We start from the raw sequence: 25,619 nt of genomic DNA, 5'->3' as shown, positions 1-25,619 counted from the left end.
TGCTTTACTCTTTGATGCTGGCCGTCTTCGAAGGCTCGGCCGAGGTGCGCGTGTCGACGTCGACCACCACCGACAGGCCAGGGCGCAGCAGGCCCTGCTGGGCGACCTCGGGGCTGACGGTGACGCGGACGGGGACGCGCTGAACGATCTTCGTGAAGTTGCCCGTGGCGTTCTCCGGCGGCAGCAGGCTGAACACCGAGCCGGATGCGGGCGACACGCTCTCGACCTTGCCGACGATGTCGGAATCGGGGAACGCGTCCACCTTCACATGCACGGTCTGGCCCGGCTTCAGGGATGCGAGCTGCGTCTCCTTGAAGTTCGCATCCACATGGACGCTGGTCAGGGGCACGAGGGCCGCCAGACGGGCGCCGGGCTGCACGAAGGTGCCGACCTCGACCGCCTTGTTGCCGATGACGCCATCGACCGGCGAGCGGATCTCCGTGAAGGACAGGTCGCGCTCGGCCTTGTCGACCGCAGTCTGGTACTCGGCGGCAAGGCGCTCGCCCTCCGTCCGTTGGGCCGCGAGGACCTCCACGTTCGCCTGGGCGGCCGCCACCGCGGCCTGGGCGCTCTTCACGTCGGCATTGGCGCGGTCGCGCGCGGCCTTGGCGTTCTCAAGCGCGGCGCGGCTGGTGAAGTCCGACCGGGCGAGCTGCTGCTGGCGGGCATAGTCGCCCTCGGCCCGCTCGGCCTCGGCCTGGGCGCTGACCACCTGGGCTTCGGCCTGCGCCACGGAGGCGCGGCCGGCCTCGATCTGGCGGCCGATGCGCGCTATGGCGCTCTGCTGGGTGGCGAACTTGTCCTTGGCGGATTGCAGGGCGAGACGGTAATCGCCGTCGTCGATCTTGGCGATCAGGTCGCCCGCCTTGACGTTCTGGTTGTTCGTGACTGCAACGGAGGCGACGTAGCCCGAGATCTTGGCCGACAGGATGGTGATGTCCGCCTGGACATAGGCGTCGTCGGTCGAAACCATGAAGCGTCCGTCGGTCCACCAGTGGTAGCCCTCGTAGCCGCCGAAGCCCAGGGCAGCCGCCAGAACGACCAGGATGACAGGCTTCTTGCCGAAACCCTTCTTCTTGGCCTTGGGCGGCTCCGCGACGGGGGCAGCCGTCTCCGGCTGGGAAGCCTGGACGGGCTGCCCTTCCCTCGCCGTCTCCGAACGCTCCTTGGCGCCCTGCTCAAACTCGTCCCGGTAAGCCATGTGAACCTCTGCAAGCCAACTAAAAGCCCTTGAGCCGAAAAGGTTCGGGCTTATCGTTGCAGTCTTGATCTCTATCGATCGCCCGCCATATATGAGTTGACCGAACCGTTCGGTCAATAGGCGAACCGTAAAAGGAACTAATAGAAGCTATGAGCGCCGCGCATGACCGCATCCGGGAGCAGGAGATATCCCCGGCTGCCGACGAGAGCCCAGAGAACACGAAACGCCGCCAGATCCTGGACGGGGCCCGCAAGGTTTTCCTTGCACAGGGTTTCGATGGCGCGAGCATGGGCGAGATCGCCAAGGTCGCCGGCGTCTCCAAGGGCACGCTCTATGTCTATTTCGACAGCAAGGAGAGTCTCTTCACAGCTCTGACCACGGAAGAGAAGCGCGGCTTGGCCGAGGTCCTGTTCAAGCTCGACCCCGATGATCCGGACGTTCGTGGGGTCATGAGGGCATTGGGTCTCAGCTACCTGCGGCGGATGGGAAAGCCCGAGCACATCTCCTCGATTCGGATGGTCATGGGCGCGGCGGAGAAGTTCCCCCATCTGGGCCAGGCCTTCTATGAGGCCGGTCCGTGCCAGGGCCTTGCCCGCCTCAGCGGCTATTTTGACAGCCAGGTCGCGGCGGGACGCCTCTCCATGGAGGATTCCGGCGTCGCCGCCCAGCATTTCCTCGATCTGTGCGTATCCGGCATGCTGCGCCGCCTGCTCTTCTCGGTCGGCGGACCGCCGACCGAGACCGAGATCGAGAGGAACGTGGAGAACGCGCTCCGGGTGTTCTTCGCCGCCTACGGGCCGAAGGATCCCCCTAGTGATCCGTCTGCATCGCCTCGGCTACGCGCGCTTTGAGCACGTCGGGCTGGCGCAGGATCAGGGCACCGCGCGTCCGTTCGATCAGCCCTTCCTGAGTCAGCATGGTGAATTCCCGCGTGATCTGCTCACGGCGGCAGCCGATGCGCGCCGCCACGATGTGATGGAAGGGAGGCGGCGTGATGACACGCTCCCCCGACCGGTCCTGCCGAGGCGACGACAGGCGCAGGAGCTCCGAATAGAGCCGGTGCCGGAGATCGAGGACGGTCTGCTCCATGAAGCGGGCGTTCAACTCGCGGATGCGCGACGCCATGAGGCAGAAAAGCCGCTCGGCCACGGGCTGGTGCGCGAAGAGAAGCTCCTTGAAGACGGCCGCCGGCATCACGCAGGCCTCCCCACGAGTCAGCGCCGTGACGTTGGCGGAGCGGGGGACGCCGTCGAGGGCGGCGAGTTCCCCGAACAAGTCGCCCGGCCGCATCTCGTGGAGGATGACCTCCTTGCCGGAGGCTGTGCGCATGAGGACCCGGACCTCGCCCGAGAGCAGGAAATAGACGTCCGTGGACGGCTCGTCGAAATCGACCAGAACCTCCTCCGGGTCGAAGCGGCGCCAGTTGGCCCGTGCCTCGATCGGTGCGAGGTCGATGTCCAGCCCCTTGAACAGCTTGATGCCGGCAAGCCGCGCCATCGGTCTACTCCCCCTGTATGCCATCCTTGGCTATAGCACATATTTTCCATGGCCAGTACGGCCTTGTGCCCTCACCCTCTTTCAGCCTTCGCCAATGTTGTCACGGGCAATTCAGGCTAGGTGGCTCCCGACTTAAGACCTTGCCAGCGCCGGTATCCCACGCCAAAAGACCGCATGCTTCACGTCAACGACCTGACCTACCGCATCGGCGACCGGCTGATCCTCGACCGTGCCTCCTTCAACCTGCCTGACGGCGCGAAGGTGGGGCTCGTCGGGCGCAACGGCGTGGGCAAGACGACCCTGTTCAAGATCATCCAGGGAGAGCTCGCCACCGAGAGCGGCAGCGTCACCCTGCCCCGCGGCATGAAGATCGGCGCCGTCGCCCAGGAAGCGCCGGGAGGCCCGGAATCCCTGATCGACGTGGTGCTCGCGGCCGACAGGGAGCGCAGCGCCCTGATCGCCGAGGCCGAGCACGCCGACGGCATCCGCCGGGCCGAGATCGAGACGCGGCTCACCGATATCGGGGCCCATTCCGCCCCTGCAAGAGCAGCCGCGATCCTGCACGGCCTCGGCTTCGACGCCGAGGCGCAGAACCGGCCCTGCGCGGATTTCTCGGGCGGCTGGCGCATGCGCGTGGCCCTGGCTGCTGTGCTGTTCACCGAGCCCGACCTGCTCCTCCTCGACGAGCCGACCAACTATCTCGACCTGGAAGGCACGCTCTGGCTCTACGATTACCTCGGGCGCTACCCGCACACGGTGCTGGTCATCAGCCACGACCGGGAGCTTCTCGACGCCTGCGTCAACCACATCCTCCATCTCGACCGGGGCAAGCTCACGATCTATCGCGGCGGCTACACCTCGTTCGCCAAGCAATATGCGGAGAAGCGCGAGCTCACGGCCAAGATGGCGGCGAAGCAGGAGGCCGAGCGCAAGCATCTCCAGGCCTTCGTGGACCGCTTCAAGGCCAAGGCTTCGAAGGCCCGCCAGGCGCAATCCCGCGTGAAGCGTCTGGAGAAGATGGAGGCCATCACCACCATCGTGGAAGACAATGTGCTGCCCTTCAACCTGCCGGGGCCCGAGCGCCCCGCCGCGCCGCCGCTGATCACGGTCGAGGGTGGTGCCGTGGGCTATGGCGAGCGGATCGTGCTCGACCGCCTCAACCTGACGATCGCGCCGGACGACCGGATCGCGCTCCTCGGCTCGAACGGCAACGGCAAGTCCACCTTCTGCAAGCTCATCGGCGGCAGGCTGGCTCCCATGAAGGGCGAGATGCGCACGCCGACCCGCATGGACGTCGCCTATTTCGCCCAGCACCAGCTCGACGAGCTGAATCCGAAGGCGACGGCCTACGACCACGTGGCCGAGCGCATGCCCGACACGCCCATCGCCAAGATCCGCGCCCGCACGGCGCAGATCGGCTTCCCGGGCGCCAAGGCCGACACGCCGGTCTCCGCACTGTCGGGCGGCGAGAAGGCGCGACTGCTGATGGGGCTCGCCGCCTTCGACGGCCCTCACCTGCTCATCCTCGACGAGCCGACGAACCACCTCGACATCGACAGCCGCACGGCCCTGATGGAGGCGATCAACGACTATACGGGCGCCGTGATCCTGGTGAGCCACGACCGCTTCCTGATCGAGGCCTGCGCCGACCGGCTCTGGATCGTCGGCAACGGCGGCGTGAAGCCGTTCGACGGCGACATGGACGATTACCGCCAGCTGGTACTGTCCGGCGATCTCGATCCGCAGAAGCGCAGCGACAAACCCCAGGCGCCGATCGCCTCCAAGACGGACGAGCGCCGCGCCGCCGCAGAGCGGAGGGCCGCCCTGGCTCCCCTGCGCAAGAAGCTGGAGGCGCTCGAGGGCCGGATGGCCAAGCTCACCGAGGTCATCGGCAAGGTCGATTCGGCCCTGGCCGACGGCACCGCCTTCCAGAAAGACCCGGGCAAGGCCACGGAACTGTCGAAGATGCGCGCCGAGGCGGCGGCCACCTTGAGCACCCTCGAAGAGGAATGGCTGAATCTCAGCGGTGAGATCGAGGAAGCGGGAGCTTAGCGCATCGTCTTCGTCATTCGCGAAAAGGGCCGCCGGCTCCGGTCCGCAATGGCGAACTAGAACGTTATTACAAATTTCATAATGAGGGCCGTAGCCTTACGTTCTCATGAGGGAGAACGGCATATGCTTCGAGCGGTCTTGGCCACGGCGGTGATTGCCACCGGCGCATTTATCGGATCGCCTGCGGACGCGCAGGCGCAAGGGCTGGTGCCCTGCTCGCGGGAGGGCGGATATTGCCGCGTCCCCTACCCTACGCGCGTCATCTACGGCGTTCCGGGACGAAGGACCGAGGTCTTCGTCAGAGGAGGCGGCATCTCTTGCTCGAACAGCATCTTCGGCGATCCGGCTCCGGGCACGCCCAAGCGCTGCGCCTATGTCGCCCGCCGGTACGACAGAAACGACCGTTGGGTTGGCGACGGATATCGCATGCCGCCGCGTGGCTATGATCGCGACTTCAGGCCATACGACGAAGGTTACGACCGCCCTGTCCGGCGTTACGTCTACTGACGAGAGTATCGTCCGGGGCAACCCCGGATGGCCGTACGATGGCTCGAGCGGCCCCGGGCCAAAGCATGCGCAAACCAGGGGAGCGAACGCGTTGCCGCGCACCCGTACCCCCTCGTGTCTACTCCCCTGTGGGCTCGGCGTTACCTACTCGGGGCCCACGCAGAATCGAGGCAGGAAGGTATTCTTGCGTAGCCTTATGGGGGAGGCTGACACATGAGAATCCACATTTCCGCCTGCACCGACAGGGTGTTCGCCGAAGGTCTCTTGCCGCTGGCGCATCTGACGGAGGGCTCCGCATTCGCCGTCAATGACAATGGTCTCCGTTCGCAAAGCAGACCGAGAATCCGCTTGCATTTGAAACGCACGGCTTGCCCCGCGCAACATGCCGCTAGGTAAGTATTGAGTGCGGCACAGCACATCCGTCCGACCACCCATGAGTTAGCGTTCGGCTGCCTTTGATGGAGGCTGCGATGAACCAGGTCATGTCCTACTGCACGGCGCGGCTCTTCTCACGGGCTCTCGTGCCGCTCGCCCCGCTCCGGGCCCGGGAAATCGAACCGGGCAACGACAACAACCCTCCGGTCCCTCTGCCGTCTCTGTGGCGATGACGAGGTTCGCCGGACCTGGGGCACCCGTGCCGACCCATTCGGGTTGTCCATGATGGCTGTTGCTTAACTCCTTTGGACATTTGAACCCTCGTGCCCCCGGCTGCGACATTCCTCTGCCGTCGACCACGTGACTCGGCCCGGATGGAGAGGATCTTGAACGCCGCCCATGATCTTGAAGAGATCGTCGATCTGTTTGCCATCGGCAGACCGATGCGCAATGCCGGGCTCATGCCGGTGAAAGTCGCGACCCTTCCTCTCCGAAAAGCCGTGGCCGTCGTGATCGAGGAGTGGTCCGACGACAAGTTCAGGCAGTTGAGCGCCGTGATCCAACGGCAAACGGGCCCCGCCATCCGGAGCCTCGACGACATCAGGCATCTCTACGATTGCGCCGTTTCCGACGCCGCCTGCCGTGGCAGGCGAGCAAGCCCGACCGATCGCTGAAAGCGCGATGCCCCTTCAGGGGCGTTCGTGTTCCTCCGGACGAGCTATGCGTCGGATTTCACGGGATATGCATGGAATAACGCTCGACTCTTCCTCGGGCTTGAGATCTCATTCCTGCCAAAATCGGAGGAAACGAAAATCCGCCATGGATGAGGACGAAGACGACTTTTCAGAGCCGGCCCGCGGCAACCCGGCCCACGACAATTGGGCCCGCGCCTTCCGCTGGGTCGGGCTGGTCTGCGGCCTCGCCATGCTCGGCTGGACCGCAGTGCTCCTCGCCTGACCCGAGAGGTGGTTCGGCCGTCGGCTTCCAGAGCATCGGACGCACATTCGAACTCATGTCGGATGCTCTTGAGTTTTGTTTTGTCGCATCTTTACAGGCAGAACCAGTTCCCTCTTATGAGGCCGATGCCTCAGGGCAAGCAACCAAGTGAGCGTGCCATGTGTCCCATCAACGGATCGTAGGCTTGCCTGAGCGCGACCGGATACGTGACCCGAATTTCATGGATGGCGCCGCAGTCCTCGATGGCCTTCACATAGACGATGTCGCGGTCGCGGGTGCCGGAGGCGGCAAACCATTCTTTGCCCTTGGCCTTGTATGTGATGGTCACGCCGTCCTCCCTGAGCCGATCCAGCAACCAGTTCCGATACGCGGCGAAATTCTCCGCAACCGTCGTGGCCCCATGACTCCCGAAGACGCGAAGCTCGGCGCCGTCGGCTGATCTGAAGGTCTGCCCGTCGCCATTCGCAGGCTGCGGCTCGGCTATCGTGAAGATCCGCGGAACGTCAGCCAACGTTCCGAATCGCCCGTTGCGATAGCGGCTCCAGGAATGGTCGACGCGCGTTAGGTCCTGACCCACACTTACCGTCGGCAGAAGAATCAGGCCGGCGCCGATGGCGGAGCGGATGCGCCTCGCCATGCTCCACCCTTACGGCTTCACCACCCGGTCGAGCCTGTTGTTCACGAAGAAATAAAGCTCGCGCCCGCCGGGCTCCGAATAGAGCACCTGCACCTCGCGCTGTCCCTTGCCGCTCTCGCCGACGAGCACATCGGTCGCGGGCTTGCCCTTCAGGCGCACGAGATCGCATTCCGTGATGCCGGGTTCGATGGCGGTGGCCGTTCCCCAGGCCCTGACGGTGCACTGGCCGTCCGGCCCGAGCACGGGGCCGTCGATCTTGGGCCCCAGGGACGCCGAAGGCGCGGGAGCCGACGCCATCATGGCCGGAGCAGGCGGCGCAGAGCTCGTACTCGTGCAGCCGGCCAGAACCAACGCCACGAAAGCGACGCCCGAGAGAACCTTTACATGCATCACCATCAATCCCCGTTATCGGACGCCCTCGCCTGCAGGGCCTGTTCGAAAAGCCGCTGCACATCGCTCCTGAAGGCCTGTCGCGACGCCTCCCGCGAATAAAACATGTGACCGCCGTCGTAAACACTCAAAGCCACACGCTTCGCAGGACCAAGTTCGGGGAGCTGGTTGAGAAGAAGCTGAGAGGCGTAATACGGCGTCACCAGATCGGTGAAGCCGTGGGCGACGAGGACGCGCAGCTTGCCGTCGAGGGAGAGGGCCTGGCGCAATTCGTCGAGGTTTTCAGGACCGCTGCGGCCGCCGCCCCATCGCCATGCGCCGGTGACCGATCCGTTCAGCAGGTTGTAGCGCCCTTCGGCCTTGTAGTTCAACGTGCCGGTCAGATGATGGATGATCGCGCTCGTCAGAGGCGCGGTCATTGCATCGAGCACCGGATCCTCGAAGCGCGAGGACTGGGACGTCGGGTTGGGATCGGCACCGGCCACATTGGTATCGTAGGCGCTGACCACTTCCGACGATCCGCGCCGCAGCTCCCGCTGGATTGTGCGCATGTCGATACGCCCCGCGAGACGGCGCGTCAGTTCGGGATCGAGCCCGCTGAATTCCGCCACGCGGCGGCTGATCCGTTCCACGGCATCCTTGTCCTGCAAGCCGCGCATCAGATCGACGAGATACTCGCCCGACGCATAAGTCTCCGCGTCCTTCAGCGCGTCGCGAGACACGGTGCCGTTGCGCGCGAGCCTCGCGGCGGCAAGCGACGGCAGGAGCGCCGCGTTGGTCCAGGGAGCGCCGGCATGTCCCTGCTCGAGCCAGTCGAAATCAAAGACAGGCGAGACGAGGACGAGCCCGCTGAAGCCGATGCCCTGGTCGCTCTGCAGCTTCTGAGCGAGCAGCGGTCCGCGGAAACCGCCATAGCTCTCGCCGACGAAGAATTTCGGCGAGGTGAGCCGGTTCTTCTCCTTCAGCCAGCGCATCACCACGGCCGCGAGAGCATCGATATCGCCCTGCACGGAATACATCCGATCCCGTACCTGATCGCCACCGACCACGCGGCTGTAGCCGGTGCCGGGCGGGTCGATGAACACGAGATCGGTGAAATCGAGCCAGGTCTCGGCGTTGGGCACGAGGGCCGTCGGAGCCGAGGGGCTGATCGTCGTCCCGTCCATCGGCAGGAGCCAGGGGCCGATGGCGAGAAGATGCAGATAGGCCGATGACGCACCCGGCCCTCCGTTCACGGCGAACGTCACCGGCCGCGTCGCCGGATCCGCATCGTCGCGCGTATAGGCCACGAAACCGATCTCGGCCTGAGGCGCGCCCTGCTGGTCCGTGAGGGTCAGGTGGCCCGCCGTCGCGGTGAAGGACAGGGCCCGGCCCGGGAGCTGCAGGCTGTGGCGGGTCACCGATTCCGGCGGCAGGGCCTGTGCGTTCCTCGCCTGCGGCTGCGGCCGGCGAGCCTCCTGCTGGCCTTGCGCCTGCTGGTCCCGATTGCCCGACTGCTCCTGCGCGCCCGCAGCCAGGGGCATCGCCAGGGAGAGGACAAGGGCGGCATAGAGAGGAAGACGCGTCGCTCGGATCATCGGGACATCCTTGTATGGCCTGCGTGAAACTGGAGAGCATCCCTCCCGTTGCAAGTTTGGAAGCGATGAAGTCTTCGTGTTCAGCCACCTCATCTGCTTGGGCCATGACGGAGCGGACGTAGCGATGATCTGTATCAAAGAGCCAGCACCTTGTGGCCCGCAGCGTGTGCTGCGAGCCTGAAGGTCAGTCGAGGGAGGGTGCGGTGCATCGCCCGGCTCGCTGTGAGTGTGAGAGTGGAAGAGCCGGACGGCGCCTCGCACGCGGTTCTTTTCAGGTGGACCAGCTGGGGAGCCCCCAAGGTCGACCTCCCGCGACCACAGGTGTGCGAGACCTGCGGCGGGACCGCCTCCCGCCCCGCACTGGCTGACGCCTCGCGAGCGCGCCCCTCGGCGGGCGGGGATGCGAACGATATAGCCGAGCTTGTCCGCCCTGTCAAGAACAAAGTGAGAACATAACATCGCCTGGTCATCCCATCGACGTCAACACGGCCTCGTGCCGGTGATCCCGATCGGAACGGCGGGGCGCCTCACAGACGCGGGATGCCAGGCACAAGGCCCGGCCATGACGTGGAGGGTGTCATGCCGTCGGACGGACCATGACGTGGCGGGTTCATGTCATCACCGGCACGAGGCCTGCGATGACAGACGGGTCAAGAGGGAAACATTCGCCCTCATCCCGAGAACCTCTCGGAGATCCTCCCCTTGCCTCAAGCCTTCCGCTGCCAGCGTCCGTTCTCGTCCTGCTGCCAGTAGGTTGCCGCATGGCCGCCCTCCTTCACGGCGCGCCATTGGTCGCGCGCGACCGCGAGGGCCTGGACGTCGTTTCCATCGAACAGGATCGCCAGCCGCTCGTAAGCCGTGATGTCGCCCGGCAGATCCGCGCCCTCCACGAGAAAGCGGATCGAGGCGCCGTTGGGATTGTCGCCCGACAGGGTGATGAGGATCGGCTGGTCCGCCGCATGAGCCTCGCGGTCGGTGCCGTGCGGCAGGAAGCTTTCGTCGGTGAATGTCCACAGGTGATCGTCGAGGGCGGACATGCGCTCCTCGGTCACCGCCTGCACGACCGCGCGCCACCCCCGCTCCAGCGTCTTCTGCAGGAGCGTGGGCAGCACGGCCTCGAGCGGCTGATGCTGGAGGTGATAGAAGAGGACCTCGGTCATCGCGGATCACAATTCCTTGCGGCCGCAACGGCGGCAGCGCGCCAGAGGTCCCTTCCCGCCATCGTGCTCAGGCCTCGTAATGGTCGCGGACCAGACGGTCGAGGAGGCGCACGCCCCAGCCGGAGCTCCAGCCCTTGTTGATCTCGGTGGCCGGCGAGCCCATGGCCGTACCGGCAATGTCGAGATGGGCCCAGGGCACGTCGTTGACGAAGCGCTGGAGCAGGGCCGCGGCCGTGCTCGACCCGCCGAAGCGGCCTGCGGAGTTCTTCATGTCGGCGAACTTGGATTCGATCATCTTGTCGAATTCAGGCCCCAGGGGCATGCGCCAAACCCGCTCGCCCGTCGCCTTGCCGGCCGCCGTCAGGCGCTCGGCAAGCTCGTCGTTGTTCGAGAAGAGGCCTGCATATTCCTGCGCCAGGGCCACGAGGATCGCGCCGGTGAGGGTCGCGAGATCGACCATGAACTTCGGCTTGAAGCGGTCCTGCACGTACCAGAGCACGTCCGCCAGCACGAGCCGGCCCTCGGCGTCCGTGTTGATGATCTCGATGGTCTGGCCCGACATAGTGGTGACGATGTCGCCGGGACGCTGGGCATTACCGTCGGGCATGTTCTCGACGAGGCCGATGGCGCCGACCACATTGGCCTTCGCCTTGCGGCTCGCAAGCGCATGCATGAGGCCGACGACGCAGGCGGCGCCCGCCATGTCGCCCTTCATGTCCTCCATGCCGGCGCCCGGCTTGATCGAGATGCCGCCCGAATCGAACACCACGCCCTTGCCGATGAAGGCGATGGGGCTCTCGTCGGCCTTTCCGCCGTTCCAGCGCATGATGGCGACCCGGCCGCCGCGCACGGAGCCCTGCGCGACTCCGAGAAGCGCGTTCATGCTGAGCTTCTTCATGGCCTCGTCGTCGAGGATCTCGACCTCGACCCCGAGCTTGCCCAGTTCCTGGGCGCGGGCGGCGAATTCCTGGGGACCGAGCACGTTCGGCGGCTCGTTGACCAGGTCGCGGGCGATGACGACGCCTTGCTCGATGCCCTCACGGGCCTCGTAGGCCTTCTTGGCCGCGGCGGGATCGGCCACGCTGAAGACGAGGCGGCCGCCTTTCTTGGCGTCGTTGTCGTCCTTCTTGGTCTTGTAGCGGTCGAAGCTGTAGCGGCGCAGCTGAGCGCCGAGCGCGATTTCGGCGGCCGCCTCCGGGGCGACCTCGATCCCGGGCAGGTCCAGCACGACCGTCGCGAGCTTCCCGTTCGCCTTTCCGGCGATCAGGCCGCCGAGCTGGACGAAATCGACGGCGGGCCGGTCCTTCTCCCCGCCCAATCCGATCACGATCAGCCGATCGACCGACAGGTCGGCGGGCACCACGATGGACATGGCGGATTTCGCCTTGCCCTTGAAGGTCTCGGCGGCCGCGGCCTTGGCGATGAGGTCGACGGCCTTCTGGCCCAGCTGCGCCGCGACGGCGCCGGAAGGCTTGAGATCGTCCCCGACGAAGACGATGAGATCGCCGGTCTCGACCTTGCCGTGGGCCTGGAAGTCGATCTTGAAGCTGTCGGCCATGAAATCCTCGTTGTTCTGATGCACATCACCGGTCTTGGGGCCGGCTGCGACGCTGACGATGGGGACATATATCATATGGCGGGCTAAGGCACGGGGAAGCTGCCGTGAAATCGGCGCAATCCCGGGTTGTTGAACAGGGCCATCTTGCCTGAGACGATGCGACACGATACCCAGGGCTCCGCCGCCCGGGGGCGAAGGGCCTTATGACACTTCTCGAACGCTATATTCTGAAGAACACCTTCAATGCCTTCCTCGCGTGCCTCGTCGCCCTGACGGGCGTGATCTGGATCACGCAGGCTCTGCGCGAGCTCGACCTGCTGACCGGCAAGGGTCAGACCATCGTAATCTTCCTGACGGTGACGGGGCTGTCCCTGCCCGCCCTGATCAACGTCATCGCGCCCGTGGCCCTGTTCCTGGCGACGATCTACACCCTGAACAAGCTGAACGGCGATTCCGAGCTGATCGTCATGAGCGCCGGCGGCATGCCGCCGCAGCGCCTCCTGCGGCCCTTCCTGGCCCTGGCCACCTTCGTGTGCGCCGTCGTGGTCGTCATCTCGGTCTATCTCATGCCCGCGAGCTTCCAGGAGCTGCGCCAGCTTTTCACGAAGATCAGGGCCGATTTCGTGGGCACCATGGCCAAGGAAGGCCAGTTCATCACCCTGGAGAGCGGCTTCACGTTCCATTACCGGGAGCGCTCGGGGGACGCCCTCCTCGGGATCTTCATGGAAGATCTGCGGGACAAGGACAAAGCCATCGTCTACCTGGCCGAGCGCGGACAGACCGTCGAACAGAACGGCAACGCCTATCTCGTGCTCCAGAAGGGCAGCGTCCAGCGCAAGGAACCCAACAGCCGCGACTCGTCGATCGTGGCCTTCGAGCGCTATGCGGTCGACCTTTCCGCCTTCAGCAAGGAGGGCGGAGACGTCGTCTACAAGCCGCGCGAGCGAAGCACGACCCAGCTCCTCTTCCCCGACAAGAGCGAGTTCATCTACCAGGAGCAGCGCGGGCGCTTCCGGGCCGAGCTGCATGACCGCCTGTCGTCCTGGCTTTATCCGCTCGCCATGATGGTCATCGCCTTCGCGGCCCTTGGCGAAGCCAGAACGACCCGCCAGGGGCGCGGGCTCGCCATCGCGGGCGCGGTCATCGCCATCGTGCTGCTGAGAATTCTCGGCTTTGCCGCATCGAGCGCCGTCGCGCGGACCGCGACGGCGGTGTTCGCCGTCTATGGCGTCCCCCTGGCGGGCATTCTCGTCGGCCTCCTGTTCATCTTCAAGGGACCGGCCATGCGATCCGCACAGGCGAAGCTCAACGCGGCCATCCGCAACCTGCTTCCGTCGCGCTCCCCCGCAGCTCAGAAGGCCTGACCATGCTGATCGGCCGCACCCTCGGGTCTTATTTCTCGCGACAGTTCATCAAGACCATCTTCCTCGTCTTCGCGACCGTCTTCACCCTCGTCTATACCCTGGACTTCGTGGAACTCATGCGCCGGGCGGGCGATGCGCCGGCCGCGACGCCCGCGGTGATCGCCCAGCTCGCCCTGTTCCGGACGCCGGCCATCGCCGAGCAGGTCATGCCCTTCGCGGTGCTGTTCGGCAGCATGGCCGCCCTCCTCCAGCTCAGCCGCAAGCTCGAGCTGGTGGTGGCGCGGGCGGCCGGCATTTCCGCATGGCAGTTCCTCCAGCCGGGACTCCTGATCGCCCTCCTGATCGGCATCCTGTCCGTGACGGTCTACAACCCGGTTTCGGCCATCCTCAAGCAGCGGGCCTCCACCCTGGAGACGCAGACCTTCTCCCGGCCGACTCAGAGCCGGGACAAGCCGATCTGGATCCGCCAGAGGAGCCAGGACGGACAGGCGATCCTTCGCGGCGACAGCTCGGCCACCGACAGCCCGACCCTTTACGGCGTGACGGTCTATGCCTTCGATCAGGCGGGCGTGTTCACCCACCGGGTCGAGGCCAAGGAAGCGACCCTGCACGAGGGCTTCTGGGAGCTGAAGGATGTCCGTATCCTCTCGGCCACCGAAGAGCCCCAATCACATGACCGTTACCTGATCGCGTCGAACCTCCAGCCCTCGCAGGTTCGACAGAGCTTCATCGATCCCGATGCGGTTCCGTTCTGGGACCTCAAGGACACCATCCAGCGCATGGCGCAGGCGGATATCAACACCACGGCTTACCAGCTCCATTACGACCTGCTTCTGGCCCGTCCGCTGCTGTTCATCGCCATGGTCTTCGTGGCCGCATCCGTATCGTTAAGATTCTTTCGATTTGGTGGTGTAGCGATGATGGTTCTGGGTGGCGTCGCAGCCGGCTTCATGCTTTATGTCGCGACGGAGCTTATGGCGGAGCTTGGCGCCGCCGGAATCATCAGTTCCCTTGTTGCAGCCTGGTTCCCAGCTGTAGTAGGCAGTCTGTTAGGGACCTTGGCGTTATTGCATCAAGAGGACGGCTGACCGGCCTCGGTAAAAAGGTTTGTTAAGGAGTGGGGATGCGGCAGCGGCTTAAGACAACGATCGCAACGTCTGCGATCGCAGCGGCTCTTTTAGCTGCTGGGTCTGTGCCTGCGCTCGCCCAGGCCACCCTGAACGAGGCCATCGCCGGGCGTGCCAAGTCCGGAGCGGGCCAGGACCGTCTTCTCGTTGACGCTAAGGAAATCGTTTACGACAACGACAAGAACACGATCGCCGCCTCGGGCGACGTGCAGATGAATTACCAGGGCCGCACCCTCCAGGCCGACCGGGTCACCTATGACCGGAACACCGGCCGCGTCTTCGCCGAAGGCAATGCCCGCCTGACGGATGCCACCGGCACCGTCGCCACGGGCGACCGCTTCGAGCTGACGGACGACTTCAAGAACGGCTTCATCGATTCCCTGAGGGTGGTCCAGACCACCGTCGAGCAGGGCCGCCCGCTCACGACCCGATTCTCCGCCCCCCGGGCCGAGCGCGCCGAGGGCGAGACGACGGTGTTCGAGCGCGGGACTTATACCGCCTGCGAACCCTGTAAAGACAATCCGGAACGGCCTCCCCTCTGGCAGGTCAAAGCCGCCAAGATCATTCACAACAACAGCGAACGGACGATCTATTACGAGGATGCGACCCTTGAGCTCCTCGGCATCCCGGTCGCCTACATGCCGTATTTCTGGACGCCCGATCCGACGGTCAAGCGCAAGACGGGCTTCCTGTCGCCGCGTTACGTCTATTCCAGCTCCCTCGGCTACGGCGCCTCCGTGCCGTTCTTCTGGGCGATCGCACCGAACTACGACCTGACGCTCAACCCGACCTATCTGAGCCGGCAGGGCCTTCTCGCCCAGGCCGAATGGCGCCACCGGCTCGACAACGGCGTTTATACCGTCCGGGCCGCCGGGATCTCGCAGCAGGAGCCCGAAGCCTTCCTCCGGTCTCCGTATGGCGCCGGAGACCGTGACTTCCGCGGCTCGCTGGAGACGACCGGCCTTTTCTACATCAACCAGAACTGGCGCTGGGGCTGGGACATCGCCCTGCTCTCCGACAAGTGGTTCCTGTCGAACTACAAGATCCACAGCGAGAGCCTCAGCTCGTACTACGTCAAGGAATCGATCTCGACCCTGTATCTCCAGGGTCAGGGAGACCGCTCGTTCTTCGACATGCGCGGCTATTACTTCCAGACCCTGTCGAGCGCCGACTGGCAGAAGCAACAGCCCCTCGTCGCCCCGGTCCTGGACTACAACAAGCGCTTCACGCCTCCGACCATCGGCGGCGAGTTCGCCCTCGACGTGAACGTGACGCACCTCTCGCGCGAGGCCGCCCAGTACAATCCGCTGTCGGTCGCCAACACGACCACTTTCGGCGTGGCTCAGACCTGCCTCGTGTTCGATCGCGCCTCCTGCCTCGTCCGCGGCATCAGCGGCTCGACCTCCCGGGCGTCGGTCACCGCCTCCTGGCGCCGTGAGTTCGTCGACCCGATCGGTCAGGTCTGGACGCCGTTCGCCTATGTGCGGGCCGACAATTTCTGGATTGCGCCGGATTTCGCCGGTTACCAGAACCCGCAGCTCGCCAACTTCATCGATACGGGAGACGATTATCTCTTCCGTGCCATGCCGGCGGTCGGCGTCGAGTATCGCTATCCCTTCATCGCCAGCCTGGGCAGCTCCGGCAAGCAGATCCTCGAGCCGATCGCCCAGGTGATCGCCCGTCCGAACGAGACCAGGATCGGCAATCTCCCCAACGAGGACGCCCAGAGCCTCGTGTTCGACGACACCTCCCTGTTCGACTGGGACAAGTTCTCCGGCTACGACCGGGTCGAGGGAGGCGTGCGCGCCAATGTCGGCATCCAGTACACCGTGACCGGCGCAGACGACTTCTACGCGAACGTTCTCTTCGGGCAGTCCTATCAGATCGCCGGCCGCAACTCGTTCCGGCAGCCCGATCTCGCCAATGTGGGATTGGATTCGGGGCTCGATTCCCGTGCATCCGATTATGTGGGCCGCTTCCAGATCTCTCCGAATGCGAACTTCGCTTTCGTGACCCGTGCGCGCTTCGACCAGGAAGACTTCGGCCTGAACCGGCTCGAAGCCGGCTTCAGGGCGAACTTCAATCCCTACCTGCCGGTCTCGACCTCGCTGACCTATGCCAATTATGCGGCCCAGCCCGCCATCGGGTTCCCGCTGCGGCGCGAAGGCCTGCTCGGAACGGCCCGGTGGGACATCACGCCGAACTGGTACGTGTCCGGCTCTGTCCTCCTCGATCTCGACCGCTATCTCCTAGCGCGCGAGACCTACCAGACCCAGTTCGCCATCAACCCCGAAACGGCCGTCTATAACCGGCAGAACGTCGCCTATGTCAGCGGCATGTCGCTCGGGATCGGCTATATGGACGAGTGCACCACATTCTCGCTCAGCTACAGCGTGACGCCGCGCGAGGTGGTGCGGAATTCGGGTGAGAAGAGCCAGAATCAAACCATCGCGTTCACGCTCGAGTTCCGCTCGCTCGGCGAAGTGGGCTATACTCAGAACCTCAGCGGCCTAACTTCCGACGAAGGTGTATCCGCCCAGTGATGGGGCTCCATCAGCGCCCTCCTCTCCTCCTGACGCAGGGTGATCCAGCCGGGATCGGACCCGAACTGAGCCTGAGAGCCTGGCTGGAACGAGATGCAGAGTCTCTTCCGGCTTTCGGGATCGTCGGCGATCCCGGGCATCTCGGTCACGTCGCGAAGAGCCATGGCTGGGACGTTCCCATCGCGGCCGTCGAACCACACCAGATCCAATCCGCCTTTTCCGGCTCGCTTCCCGTCATTCCGCTGAGCGCTCCGGTTTCAGCCGAGGCGGGCAAGCCCGACCGGGCCAATGCTCCATCGGTCATCGAATCCATCGAGACGGCCGTTCGGTTCGTCCGGGCGGGGACGGCGGCGGCCGTCGTGACGAACCCCATCGCCAAGCACGTGCTCTACCAGGCAGGCTTCCGGCACCCGGGCCACACGGAGTTTCTCGCGGCTCTCGCTTCGGAAGGCGACCCGGAGGCCTATCACCCGGTGATGATGTTGTGGAGCGCGGAACTCGCCGTCGTCCCCGTCACGGTGCATATCCCCTTGGCGGACGTGCCCTCGGCCCTGACCACGGACCTGATCGTCCTCACGGGGCGGATCGTCGCTCGGGAGCTGCGGCAGCGGTTCGGCATCGAGAACCCGAGGCTCGCCCTCGCCGGGCTCAATCCCCACGCGGGCGAAAGCGGAGCCATGGGAACCGAGGACGAGACCGTCATCGTCCCGGCCATCGACATCCTTCGGGCGGATGGAATCGACGTGACAGGCCCGCTGCCGGCGGACACCATGTTCCACGCCCGCGCGCGCAGCCGGTACGACGCAGCCCTTGCCATGTATCACGACCAGGCCCTGATCCCGATCAAGACGATCGCGTTCGACGAGGCGGTCAACGTGACGCTCGGGCTTCCCTTCGTGCGGACGTCGCCCGATCATGGCACGGCTTTCGACATCGCCGGCAAGGGCATCGCCCGCCCCGACAGCCTCATGGCGGCCCTGAAGCTTGCTGCCCGCCTGGGGAGCCCATGAGCCAGATCGACGATCTCCCCCCGCTGCGCGAAGTCGTGCGGACCCACGGGCTGATGGCCAAGAAATCGCTCGGCCAGAACTTCCTGTTCGACCTCAACCTCACCAGCCGCATTGCCCGCTCGGCGGGGCCGCTGGAGGACGCGACCGTCATCGAGGTGGGCCCGGGCCCCGGCGGCCTCACCCGCGCCATCCTGGCGGCGGGCGCGAAGAAGCTCATCGCCATCGAGCGCGACAGCCGCTGCCTGCCCGCCCTCGCCGAGATCGCCGATCGTTATCCGGGGCGGCTGGAGGTGATCGAAGCCGACGCGCTGGCATTCGACCCACGCCCCCTGGTCGGCGACGGGCTCGTGCGCATCATCGCCAACCTGCCCTACAATGTCGGCACGGCCCTCCTGACCGGGTGGCTCACCGGCGGGGCCTGGCCGCCGTGGTGGTCCTCGCTTACTCTCATGTTCCAGCGCGAGGTCGCGGAGCGCATCGTCGCGGACGAAAGCGATCCGAAGAACTACGGCAGGCTCGGCGTTCTCTGCGGCTGGCGGACGGAGGCCCGCATCCTCTTCGACGTGCCGCCCTCCGCCTTCGTGCCGCCGCCGAAGATCACGTCGAGCATCGTGCACCTCACCCCACGGGCCAACCCGCTGCCCTGCCGCATCGGCGCCCTCGAAGCCGTCACCCGCGCGGCCTTCGGGCAGCGCCGCAAGATGCTGCGCCAGAGCCTGAAGTCCATCGCCCCCGACCCGGCCTCGCTCATCAAAGCGGCAGGCCTCGACGAAACGATCCGCGCTGAGAACATCCCGGTCGAGGGATATGTGGCCTTGGCGAATGCATTTGACATGAGATAGCGTTTCTATAATTCTTAGACGCTCATGCAGTTATCTGCCGGAAGCGCTTCTCCCTTCGACAATCTTGCTGCTGTATTCGGTGTGCGGGAGTTGCCGCATGCCATGTTTTACGAATTCGAGTACGCTCTCCGTTTTGAACTTGGAGGCGAGATCTATGACTCTCGAACCTCGCCAATCCCGCGCTTTCTTCAAGCACTGGATCGAGCCAGATCCGTTGCCCATTTCCTCTTTGACACTTCCGACCATGTGAGCGCGATCGTCTCGTACTCTGGCGGGAAATATCGAGGGCGGCGCGAACGCAGGCCGAGCCAAGATCTATTAGATCTTGGCTTCGAAAACCCCCTTGGTCCCTATTACAAGGTCGCTGCTGAAGACGACGATGAGTTGTATCGCTACTGGCATTGGGTAGATCGAGTCGCCCTCTCGCCTGATATTGACACGCTCCTATGGGCATCGATTTCAGCCGAACAGGCAGTCACCCCCAAATCTCGTTGGACCAAAATTTACGTCGTCGATCTAACGAAGGGTATTATTCTCCACGTCTATGATGACCGTGGCATGGATGTTGTTGCCAAGCGCCCGGAAGCTCTTCTCGCCCTTTACGAACAATTCAACGGTTGGCTGCTGGAATGGGACAGGTCCAAGATGGAGAATACCTTCGGCCACCTATCCCTTGGACCATGATGGGCTTTATTCGATAAGGTGAGCACCGACACGGCTGAGGCATCCGCACACCGCTCGCCCTCCCGCCATTTCCGCCTATATGAAGCCGCTGGACCGGCGCGGAGGCTCCTCTTCATGAGACCTTAACCGCACCCTTCCATGATTGGATCATCGTGAGCGGCTCAACCGGCCGCGAGAGGAGAAGGCGGGAATGTCGCAGCCGCGCAAGACGATCGGGCTTCTGTTCGGGGGGCGCTCTGCGGAGCACGAGGTCTCCAAGCTGTCGGCGGCCAATGTCCTGCGCGCTCTCGATCCCGACCGCTACGACATCGTCCCCATCGGCATCGGCCGGGATGGGCGCTGGCTTCTCTGCGACAGCGGCAATGGCGGCGGAAGGGGTGCGCAATCCCTGGAAATCCCTGAAGGCGCTCCGCAGGTGGCCCTCCTCCCCGGAGGAGCCGGCGAGATGATCGTGCTGAACGGCGCCGAGGCGTCGCGATCCCTGAGCCTCGATGCGGTCGTGCCCGTGCTCCATGGACCCAACGGCGAGGACGGGACGGTTCAGGGCTTTCTCGAACTGGCCAATGTTCCCTATGTGGGCTCGGGCGTCATGGGCTCCGCTGCCGGCATGGACAAGGACATCGCCAAGCGGCTGCTCCGCGACAGCGGCCTTCCGGTGGTGCCGTTCCTGACGCTGACTTCGCGCAATCGCGTCGATTACAAGGCTGCCGTGGATGCGCTCGGAACGGCCGATCTCTTCGTCAAGCCGGCCAATATGGGCTCGTCCGTCGGCGTGTCCCGCGCCTCGTCGGCGGAAGAATTCGACAGGGCCTGCGAGCGTGCTTTCCGTTACGACGGCAAGGTGCTCGTGGAGCGCAGCGTCACGGGCGCCCGGGAAATCGAGTGCTCGGTACTGGAGGACGCGTCCGGCGAGGTCCGCGCCTCGCCGCTGGGCGAGATCGTGCCGGCCGACAGCCACGGGTTCTACAGCTACGACGCCAAGTATATCGATGCGGACGGCGCCCTCCTGCGCATCCCGGCGGAGCTCTCATCGGCCGCGGCTGGTCGCATTCAGGATCTTGCCGTCGCAACCTTCAGGACGCTCGCCTGCGAGGGACTGGCCCGCGTCGACTTCTTCCTGGATCCCAGGAACGACTATGGCCTTTTCATCAACGAGGTGAACACCCTGCCGGGCTTCACGGCGATCAGCATGTACCCGAAGCTCTGGGAGGCCGGCGGCCTGCCTCAGAACGAGCTGATGGAAGTGCTGATCGGGCATGCCATCGCCCGCCATGAGCGCCGGAACGCGTTCGCACTGGTTTAAGAGGGAAACGCTCAGTCGATCTTCTCGGCGAGCAAGCCTTCGACGAACTCGGATAGGCCGACGAGGCGCTCGCGCTTGAGGCGCTCGGCCGCCTGAATGGCCTTCAGGCTCTCGAACGACTTGCCGAGATCCTCGTTGACGATCACGTAATCGTACTCGACCCAGCGCTCCATCTCGACGCGGGCATTGGCGAGCCGCTTGGCGATGACCTCGGGGGCGTCCTCCGCCCGGCGTTCGAGCCTCGCCTTCAATTCCTTGAAGCTCGGCGGCAGTACGAAGACGGTCACCACGTCGTCCGGCAGCTTCTGCCGGACCTGGCGGGGCCCCTGATAGTCGATGTCGAAGATCATGTCCTGGCCGGAGGCCAGGGGCTTCTCCACCGGCTTGCGCGGTGTGCCGTAGAAGTTGCCGTGCACCTCGGCCCATTCCAGGAGCTCGTCGCGATCCCGCATCGCCAGGAACTCTTCCACGTCGATGAAGTGATAGTGCCTTCCCTCGATCTCGGAGGGGCGCTTGGGACGGGTCGTCACGGAAACGGACAGGACCCCCGCGCGCTCTTCCACGAGGCTGCGCGTCAGCGTGGTCTTACCGGCGCCGGAGGGCGACGACAGAATGAGAATGAGGCCGCGACGGCCGACGGGAGATTTCGAATCCTGGCTCACCGCATCACTCCACATTCTGAACCTGCTCGCGGAATTGCTCGATTACGGCCTTCAATTCAAGCCCGATCCGCGAGAGGGACACGTCGTTGGCCTTCGCACACAGGGTATTCGCCTCGCGGCCGAATTCCTGCGCCAGGAAATCGAGCCTTCGCCCGACCGATCCGCCCTCCTGCACCAGGCCGCGCGCGGCATCCACATGGGCGCGCAGACGGTCGAGCTCCTCGCGGATGTCGGCCCGCGCGGCGATGAGCACCGCCTCCTGATGCAACCGCGCCGGCTCGAGGCTGCTCTTGCCGTCGAGCAGCTCGGCGATCTGCGCCTCCAGGCGGGCGCGAATGGCCTCGGGCTGACGGGCGGGTGCGGCTTCGGCCTCGTCGACCAGACGGGAAATGATGTCGAGCTGCTGGCCCAGAACGGCGGCGAGCGCCTGTCCCTCCTGCAGCCGCACGGCCTTGAGGGATTCGATCAGCGCACCGATCCCCGCCCTCAGGGCCGCCACGAGTTCCTCGTCCTGCAGCGGATCGGCGGCATCATCGTCCATCTCGACCACGCCGCGCACGGACAGGAGGCCATCGAGGGAGGCGGGCTGCACGTTGGCCGGGAGCGACAGGCCGCCGATGGCCGAGAGCAGCGATTGCAGCACATCCTGGTTCACGCGCAGCTTGGCCGCGGAAGAGGCCTTGCTGAGCGTCAGGTTGAGCTGGCCCTGGCCCCGGGTCAGCGCCTTGAGGATCTGGCCTCGCGCTTCCTCGCCGATGGCATCGAGGCCCGAAGGCGTGCGGACGCGCACCTCGAGCCCGCGTCCGTTCACCGTCTTGAGCTCCCAGGCCCATTGATAGGATCCGGTGACGCCGGCCTCACGGGCAAAGCCGGTCATGCTCGCAATGGACATACGCTAACCTCGAACGGAATGAAAAATCGGCGCGACCATAATGCGCGCCGGTCTCAGTGTCGACGAAGGATCTCGATCCTGGCTGCGCGATTCACGGCTGCCGGAGGGGCGGAACGTTCTTCGTACTGTTCAGGTCGAAGCTCTTGTTCTTGAGCGGGTCCTTATCGGTGCCCTCGCTGGCATCGAAGCCGCGTCCCGGTCGTCCCCCGGATGCGGGCTGCGTATTCGCGGAGCCGCGCAGCGCGGGTGCGGCACCGGCGGGCAGGTTCGTCTGCTCGCCGTCGGGCACCACCCGGTCGACATCATTGGCGTCAGGCGCCGGGCGGCTCTTCTCGATCTGCCGCCAGCGCGCCACGTTGCGCTGGTGCTGCTCGTACGATTCGGCGAAGGCATGGCCTCCCGAGCCGTCGGCCACGAAGTAGAGATCCTTGGTGCGCGAGGGGTTGGCCACGGCCTCGAGGGCGGCGCGGCCCGGATTGGCGATCGGCCCGGGCGGCAGGCCTTCGACCACATAGGTGTTGTAGGGCGTCGCGGCCTCGATCTCGCTGCGCAGGATGCCGCGTCCGAGAGTGCCTTTGCCGCCGACAAGGCCGTAGACGATGGTCGGATCCGACTGGAGCTTCATCCGCTTCTGCAGGCGGTTGATGAAGACGCCCGCCACACGGGTGCGCTCGTCCGCCCGGCCCGTCTCCTTCTCGACGATGGAGGCCAGGATCACGAGTTCCTGCGGGGACTTGATCGGCAGTTCGTTGGAGCGGCGTTGCCAGATCTGCTCGATGGCCTGACGCTGGGCCGCCTGCATGGTGCCGATGATCTGCTGGCGGGTCGTGCCGCGCTCGAACTTGTAGGTATCGGGCAGGAGCGTGCCTTCGCGCGGGGTTTCGGCCACGTCGCCGGTGAGGATCTCGTGCTCGTAGAGCCGGGCGACGATCTGCTCGCTGGTCAGCCCCTCGGGAATCGTCACCGCATGCAGGATCGCCTTGCCCTGGATGAGGGTGTCGATGGCATCCTCGATGCTGGTGCCGGCCTTGAACTGGAATTCGCCGGCCTTCAGCTGGCCGCGCTGCCGGTTGATATGGGCATAGACCTGGAACAGCAGCGGCTGGTTGATGACGCCCTCCTCCTTGAGGATGTTGGCGATTTCGCCCGTGCCGGTGTTGCGGGGGATGACGACCACCTTGTCCGTCTGCAGGGGCCCCTGGACCGTCACCTCGTGCTGCAGCATGGAGAAGCCGAAGATCCCGGCAATCGCCAGGGCGACGAAGAGCGTCAGCAGGCCGCTCAGGAGGGACAGCATTCCCCTGCGACGGCGACGGAGCTTCGGAGGCGGAGGCGGCGCCATCGACGGCTTGATGGCTTCGTTGGGAGACCGGGGGGCGAGACGGGGCTGCGCCGATCCGTGATCGGATTCGTCTACAGGAGGGAGAAGGATCTTTTTCTTTCGTCCGAACATCACGCCGCTTTTCTGGTATCGGCCGGCGGTCCTGCCGGTCCGCCGACACCCTAACAGGGATTATGGCGAAAAGCCGTAACAGGCCTCCCCGCCCTCGCATCGGACCCGAAAGTGGCGCATCGTCGGCGCGGACGACCGGGCCCGCTCGTCGCTGACGCGGCCCTCCGGGTCCGCACGGTGCGCTATGCTACGCGACGAAGAATGAGCGAAGCGTTAGTCCCGCCGAACCCGAAGGAGTTCGACAGCGCCGTGTTGATCTCCTTGCGCTTGGCCTGCTTGGGCACGAGGTCGATCGCCGTCTCGACGGAGGGATTGTCGAGGTTGATGGTCGGCGGAACGATGCCGTCCCGGATCGCCAGTATCGAGAAGATCGCCTCCACGGCGCCCGCGGCCCCCAGGAGGTGCCCGATGGCCGATTTCGTGGAGGACATGGTCAGCTTGTCCGCCGCATTGCCGACGATCCGCTCGATGGCCTTCAGCTCGATCTCGTCGCCCAGCGGCGTCGAGGTGCCGTGCGCGTTCACATAGTCGATCTCGGAAACCTGGATGCCGGCCCGCTTGATGGCCGCCGACATGCAGCGATAGGCCCCGTCCCCGTCCTCGGACGGCGAGGTGATGTGGTAGGCATCGCCGGACAGGCCATAGCCGATGACCTCGGCATAGATCTTGGCGCCGCGTGCCTTGGCGTGCTCGTATTCTTCCAGAACCACGACGCCGGCGCCCTCGCCCATGACGAAGCCGTCACGGTCCTTGTCGTAGGGGCGCGAAGCGCGCGTCGGATCGTCGTTGAAATTCGTCGACAGGGCGCGGCAGGCGGCGAAACCCGCGATGGAAAGCCGGTTGATCGGCGATTCCGTGCCGCCGGCCACCATCACGTCCGCATCGCCCAGGGCGATGAGGCGGGCCGCGTCGCCGATGGCGTGGGCGCCGGTGGAGCAGGCCGTCACGACCGCATGGTTCGGACCCTTGAGGCCGTGCTCGATGGACACGTAGCCGCCGGCCAGATTGATCAGCCGGCCGGGAATGAAGAAGGGCGAGATGCGCCGGGGACCGCGCTCGATCAGCGTTGCGGAAGCCTCGTAGATGCCCCCGATGCCGCCGATGCCCGAGCCGATCAGCACGCCGGTCGCGCATTGGTCCTCGTAGGTCTTGGGCTCCCAGCCGGAATCCCGCAGGGCCATGGTGGAGGCGGCCATCGAATACACGATGAAGGGATCGACCTTGCGCTGCTCCTTGGGCTCCATCCATTCGTCGGCATTGAAGGTGCCGTTGGAGCCGTCGCCGCGCGGGATCTGGCAGGCGATCTGGCAGGCCAGGTCGTCGACCTGGAAATCCGTAATCTTGCCGGCACCGCTCTGCCCTTCGACGAGGCGGGACCATGTGGCATCGACCCCGCTTCCAAGCGGAGTAACCATGCCAAGACCTGTGACAACTACCCGGCGCATGAATTCCTGCCCTATCGATCAATATAATTCGGGCGTCGGATGAGTCACCCGACGCCCTTTCCAGCCCTATTAGGCTGCGTTCTTCTCGAGGAAGCGGATGGCGTCGCCGACCGTCACGATGGTCTCAGCCGCGTCGTCCGGGATCTCGACGTTGAACTCTTCCTCGAACGCCATCACCAGCTCGACCGTATCCAGGCTGTCGGCGCCCAGGTCGTCGATGAAGTTGGCGTTGTCGGTCACCTTGTCGGCTTCGACGCCGAGGTGCTCGACAACAATCTTCTTCACGCGATCAGCGACGTCACTCATCGTTTTTTCCTCAGTGGCTGCCGCCTCAGGAATTGGGCGGATTAAGAAATCAAATTAGATCAGCTGTTCAGCTGACA

The 25,619-nt window shown here is 65.1% G+C and carries 25 protein-coding genes; 13 read left to right on the top strand and 12 right to left on the bottom strand.

The window, feature by feature from the left end:
* Positions 1-4 precede the first annotated feature (4 nt).
* Entirely contained in the window at positions 5-1,201 is a 1,197-nt protein-coding gene (locus H0S73_RS11055) for an HlyD family secretion protein (RefSeq protein ID WP_181052202.1), read from the bottom strand.
* 149 nt (positions 1,202-1,350) lie between these two features.
* Between H0S73_RS11055 and H0S73_RS11050 the strand changes: the two genes are divergently transcribed.
* A complete protein-coding gene (locus H0S73_RS11050; RefSeq protein WP_181052201.1) occupies positions 1,351-2,052 on the top strand; it encodes a TetR/AcrR family transcriptional regulator in 702 nt (233 codons plus the stop codon).
* On the opposite strand, the gene H0S73_RS11045 is transcribed toward H0S73_RS11050, so the two are convergent.
* Entirely contained in the window at positions 2,012-2,698 is a 687-nt protein-coding gene (locus tag H0S73_RS11045; protein ID WP_181052200.1) for a Crp/Fnr family transcriptional regulator, read from the bottom strand. The genes H0S73_RS11050 and H0S73_RS11045 overlap by 41 nt on opposite strands.
* Positions 2,699-2,872: 174 nt before the next feature.
* Between H0S73_RS11045 and H0S73_RS11040 the strand changes: the two genes are divergently transcribed.
* From H0S73_RS11040 to H0S73_RS11020, 5 genes are all read left to right on the top strand, one after another.
* Positions 2,873-4,750, top strand: a complete 1,878-nt coding sequence (locus tag H0S73_RS11040; protein ID WP_181052199.1) for an ABC-F family ATP-binding cassette domain-containing protein — start codon at positions 2,873-2,875, stop codon at positions 4,748-4,750.
* Positions 4,751-4,873: 123 nt separating this feature from the next.
* Positions 4,874-5,257 (top strand): hypothetical protein, encoded by a 384-nt coding sequence (locus tag H0S73_RS11035; protein ID WP_181052198.1) that lies wholly within the window; start codon positions 4,874-4,876, stop codon positions 5,255-5,257.
* Between the two features lie 470 nt (positions 5,258-5,727).
* Positions 5,728-5,865, top strand: coding sequence for a hypothetical protein (locus tag H0S73_RS11030; protein ID WP_181052197.1), 138 nt, complete (start codon positions 5,728-5,730; stop codon positions 5,863-5,865).
* A gap of 153 nt (positions 5,866-6,018) precedes the next feature.
* Positions 6,019-6,306, top strand: a complete 288-nt coding sequence (locus tag H0S73_RS11025; RefSeq protein WP_246388821.1) for a hypothetical protein — start codon at positions 6,019-6,021, stop codon at positions 6,304-6,306.
* A 145-nt stretch (positions 6,307-6,451) separates the two neighbouring features.
* A complete protein-coding gene (locus tag H0S73_RS11020; protein WP_181052195.1) occupies positions 6,452-6,589 on the top strand; it encodes a hypothetical protein in 138 nt (45 codons plus the stop codon).
* A 130-nt stretch (positions 6,590-6,719) separates the two neighbouring features.
* Here the strand turns inward: H0S73_RS11020 and H0S73_RS11015 are convergent, their stop codons facing one another.
* The 5 genes from H0S73_RS11015 to H0S73_RS10995 all read right to left on the bottom strand — a co-directional run bounded on the left by H0S73_RS11015 (position 6,720) and on the right by H0S73_RS10995 (position 11,911).
* On the bottom strand, positions 6,720-7,226 hold the full coding sequence (locus H0S73_RS11015) for a hypothetical protein (protein WP_181052194.1): 507 nt from the start codon (positions 7,224-7,226) through the stop codon (positions 6,720-6,722).
* Positions 7,227-7,235: 9 nt separating this feature from the next.
* The gene (locus H0S73_RS11010; protein WP_181052193.1) at positions 7,236-7,622 is read right to left on the bottom strand and encodes a hypothetical protein; all 387 of its coding nucleotides are present in this window, start codon (positions 7,620-7,622) and stop codon (positions 7,236-7,238) included.
* Positions 7,622-9,193, bottom strand: coding sequence for a S10 family peptidase (locus H0S73_RS11005; RefSeq protein WP_181052192.1), 1,572 nt, complete (start codon positions 9,191-9,193; stop codon positions 7,622-7,624). Before H0S73_RS11005 ends, H0S73_RS11010 begins: the two co-directional genes overlap by 1 nt.
* A 707-nt stretch (positions 9,194-9,900) precedes the next feature.
* A complete protein-coding gene (locus H0S73_RS11000; RefSeq protein ID WP_181052191.1) occupies positions 9,901-10,353 on the bottom strand; it encodes a DNA polymerase III subunit chi in 453 nt (150 codons plus the stop codon).
* Positions 10,354-10,420: 67 nt separating this feature from the next.
* Positions 10,421-11,911 carry a leucyl aminopeptidase gene (locus H0S73_RS10995; RefSeq protein WP_181052190.1) on the bottom strand — a complete coding sequence of 497 codons (1,491 nt, stop codon included), beginning with the start codon at positions 11,909-11,911 and terminating at the stop codon, positions 10,421-10,423.
* Between the two features lie 203 nt (positions 11,912-12,114).
* Here H0S73_RS10995 and lptF point away from each other — a divergent pair, with 203 nt between their 5' ends.
* The 7 genes from lptF (at position 12,115) to H0S73_RS10960 (ending at position 20,784) form a co-directional block, all read left to right on the top strand.
* Positions 12,115-13,275, top strand: coding sequence for an LPS export ABC transporter permease LptF (gene lptF / locus H0S73_RS10990; protein WP_181052189.1), 1,161 nt, complete (start codon positions 12,115-12,117; stop codon positions 13,273-13,275).
* 2 nt (positions 13,276-13,277) lie between these two features.
* Positions 13,278-14,363: an LPS export ABC transporter permease LptG gene (gene lptG / locus H0S73_RS10985; RefSeq protein WP_181052188.1), complete on the top strand. Its 1,086-nt coding sequence runs from the start codon at positions 13,278-13,280 to the stop codon at positions 14,361-14,363.
* 35 nt (positions 14,364-14,398) lie between these two features.
* Positions 14,399-16,945 carry an LPS-assembly protein LptD gene (locus tag H0S73_RS10980; RefSeq protein WP_181052187.1) on the top strand — a complete coding sequence of 849 codons (2,547 nt, stop codon included), beginning with the start codon at positions 14,399-14,401 and terminating at the stop codon, positions 16,943-16,945.
* Positions 16,945-17,955: a 4-hydroxythreonine-4-phosphate dehydrogenase PdxA gene (pdxA, locus tag H0S73_RS10975; RefSeq protein WP_181052186.1), complete on the top strand. Its 1,011-nt coding sequence runs from the start codon at positions 16,945-16,947 to the stop codon at positions 17,953-17,955. Before H0S73_RS10980 ends, pdxA begins: the two co-directional genes overlap by 1 nt.
* Positions 17,952-18,797 carry a 16S rRNA (adenine(1518)-N(6)/adenine(1519)-N(6))-dimethyltransferase RsmA gene (gene rsmA, locus H0S73_RS10970; protein ID WP_181052185.1) on the top strand — a complete coding sequence of 282 codons (846 nt, stop codon included), beginning with the start codon at positions 17,952-17,954 and terminating at the stop codon, positions 18,795-18,797. Before pdxA ends, rsmA begins: the two co-directional genes overlap by 4 nt.
* 24 nt (positions 18,798-18,821) lie before the next feature.
* Positions 18,822-19,481 (top strand): DUF3885 domain-containing protein, encoded by a 660-nt coding sequence (locus H0S73_RS10965; RefSeq protein ID WP_181052184.1) that lies wholly within the window; start codon positions 18,822-18,824, stop codon positions 19,479-19,481.
* Between the two features lie 190 nt (positions 19,482-19,671).
* Positions 19,672-20,784 carry a D-alanine--D-alanine ligase family protein gene (locus H0S73_RS10960; protein ID WP_181052183.1) on the top strand — a complete coding sequence of 371 codons (1,113 nt, stop codon included), beginning with the start codon at positions 19,672-19,674 and terminating at the stop codon, positions 20,782-20,784.
* A gap of 11 nt (positions 20,785-20,795) precedes the next feature.
* On the opposite strand, the gene gmk is transcribed toward H0S73_RS10960, so the two are convergent.
* The 5 genes from gmk to H0S73_RS10935 all read right to left on the bottom strand — a co-directional run bounded on the left by gmk (position 20,796) and on the right by H0S73_RS10935 (position 25,542).
* Positions 20,796-21,461 (bottom strand): guanylate kinase, encoded by a 666-nt coding sequence (gene gmk, locus H0S73_RS10955; RefSeq protein WP_181052182.1) that lies wholly within the window; start codon positions 21,459-21,461, stop codon positions 20,796-20,798.
* Positions 21,451-22,338, bottom strand: a complete 888-nt coding sequence (locus H0S73_RS10950; RefSeq protein ID WP_181052181.1) for a YicC/YloC family endoribonuclease — start codon at positions 22,336-22,338, stop codon at positions 21,451-21,453. The genes gmk and H0S73_RS10950 overlap by 11 nt, the downstream gene beginning before the upstream one ends.
* Before the next feature lie 91 nt (positions 22,339-22,429).
* Positions 22,430-23,791, bottom strand: a complete 1,362-nt coding sequence (gene mltG, locus H0S73_RS10945; RefSeq protein ID WP_181054306.1) for an endolytic transglycosylase MltG — start codon at positions 23,789-23,791, stop codon at positions 22,430-22,432.
* A 182-nt stretch (positions 23,792-23,973) separates the two neighbouring features.
* Positions 23,974-25,236, bottom strand: coding sequence for a beta-ketoacyl-ACP synthase II (gene fabF, locus H0S73_RS10940; protein WP_181052180.1), 1,263 nt, complete (start codon positions 25,234-25,236; stop codon positions 23,974-23,976).
* A gap of 69 nt (positions 25,237-25,305) precedes the next feature.
* Positions 25,306-25,542 (bottom strand): acyl carrier protein, encoded by a 237-nt coding sequence (locus H0S73_RS10935; protein ID WP_009764365.1) that lies wholly within the window; start codon positions 25,540-25,542, stop codon positions 25,306-25,308.
* Between the last annotated feature and the right edge of the window lie 77 nt (positions 25,543-25,619).

Source organism: Microvirga mediterraneensis (assembly GCF_013520865.1).
Taxonomy (GTDB): Bacteria; Pseudomonadota; Alphaproteobacteria; order Rhizobiales; family Beijerinckiaceae; genus Microvirga; species Microvirga mediterraneensis.
The sequence above is the reverse complement of the archived record's forward strand: the minus strand, read 5'-3'. Positions and strand labels throughout refer to the sequence as shown.

Coding starts and splice junctions, on each gene's coding strand:
- H0S73_RS11055 (WP_181052202.1), bottom strand. CDS start 1,201: ATGGCTTACCGGGACGAGTTTGAGCAGGGCGCCAAGGAGCGTTCGGAG.
- H0S73_RS11050 (WP_181052201.1), top strand. CDS start 1,351: ATGAGCGCCGCGCATGACCGCATCCGGGAGCAGGAGATATCCCCGGCT.
- H0S73_RS11045 (WP_181052200.1), bottom strand. CDS start 2,698: ATGGCGCGGCTTGCCGGCATCAAGCTGTTCAAGGGGCTGGACATCGAC.
- H0S73_RS11040 (WP_181052199.1), top strand. CDS start 2,873: ATGCTTCACGTCAACGACCTGACCTACCGCATCGGCGACCGGCTGATC.
- H0S73_RS11035 (WP_181052198.1), top strand. CDS start 4,874: ATGCTTCGAGCGGTCTTGGCCACGGCGGTGATTGCCACCGGCGCATTT.
- H0S73_RS11030 (WP_181052197.1), top strand. CDS start 5,728: ATGAACCAGGTCATGTCCTACTGCACGGCGCGGCTCTTCTCACGGGCT.
- H0S73_RS11020 (WP_181052195.1), top strand. CDS start 6,452: ATGGATGAGGACGAAGACGACTTTTCAGAGCCGGCCCGCGGCAACCCG.
- H0S73_RS11015 (WP_181052194.1), bottom strand. CDS start 7,226: ATGGCGAGGCGCATCCGCTCCGCCATCGGCGCCGGCCTGATTCTTCTG.
- H0S73_RS11010 (WP_181052193.1), bottom strand. CDS start 7,622: ATGGTGATGCATGTAAAGGTTCTCTCGGGCGTCGCTTTCGTGGCGTTG.
- H0S73_RS11005 (WP_181052192.1), bottom strand. CDS start 9,193: ATGATCCGAGCGACGCGTCTTCCTCTCTATGCCGCCCTTGTCCTCTCC.
- H0S73_RS11000 (WP_181052191.1), bottom strand. CDS start 10,353: ATGACCGAGGTCCTCTTCTATCACCTCCAGCATCAGCCGCTCGAGGCC.
- H0S73_RS10995 (WP_181052190.1), bottom strand. CDS start 11,911: ATGGCCGACAGCTTCAAGATCGACTTCCAGGCCCACGGCAAGGTCGAG.
- lptF (WP_181052189.1), top strand. CDS start 12,115: ATGACACTTCTCGAACGCTATATTCTGAAGAACACCTTCAATGCCTTC.
- lptG (WP_181052188.1), top strand. CDS start 13,278: ATGCTGATCGGCCGCACCCTCGGGTCTTATTTCTCGCGACAGTTCATC.
- H0S73_RS10980 (WP_181052187.1), top strand. CDS start 14,399: ATGCGGCAGCGGCTTAAGACAACGATCGCAACGTCTGCGATCGCAGCG.
- pdxA (WP_181052186.1), top strand. CDS start 16,945: ATGGGGCTCCATCAGCGCCCTCCTCTCCTCCTGACGCAGGGTGATCCA.
- rsmA (WP_181052185.1), top strand. CDS start 17,952: ATGAGCCAGATCGACGATCTCCCCCCGCTGCGCGAAGTCGTGCGGACC.
- H0S73_RS10965 (WP_181052184.1), top strand. CDS start 18,822: ATGCAGTTATCTGCCGGAAGCGCTTCTCCCTTCGACAATCTTGCTGCT.
- H0S73_RS10960 (WP_181052183.1), top strand. CDS start 19,672: ATGTCGCAGCCGCGCAAGACGATCGGGCTTCTGTTCGGGGGGCGCTCT.
- gmk (WP_181052182.1), bottom strand. CDS start 21,461: ATGTGGAGTGATGCGGTGAGCCAGGATTCGAAATCTCCCGTCGGCCGT.
- H0S73_RS10950 (WP_181052181.1), bottom strand. CDS start 22,338: ATGTCCATTGCGAGCATGACCGGCTTTGCCCGTGAGGCCGGCGTCACC.
- mltG (WP_181054306.1), bottom strand. CDS start 23,791: ATGTTCGGACGAAAGAAAAAGATCCTTCTCCCTCCTGTAGACGAATCC.
- fabF (WP_181052180.1), bottom strand. CDS start 25,236: ATGCGCCGGGTAGTTGTCACAGGTCTTGGCATGGTTACTCCGCTTGGA.
- H0S73_RS10935 (WP_009764365.1), bottom strand. CDS start 25,542: ATGAGTGACGTCGCTGATCGCGTGAAGAAGATTGTTGTCGAGCACCTC.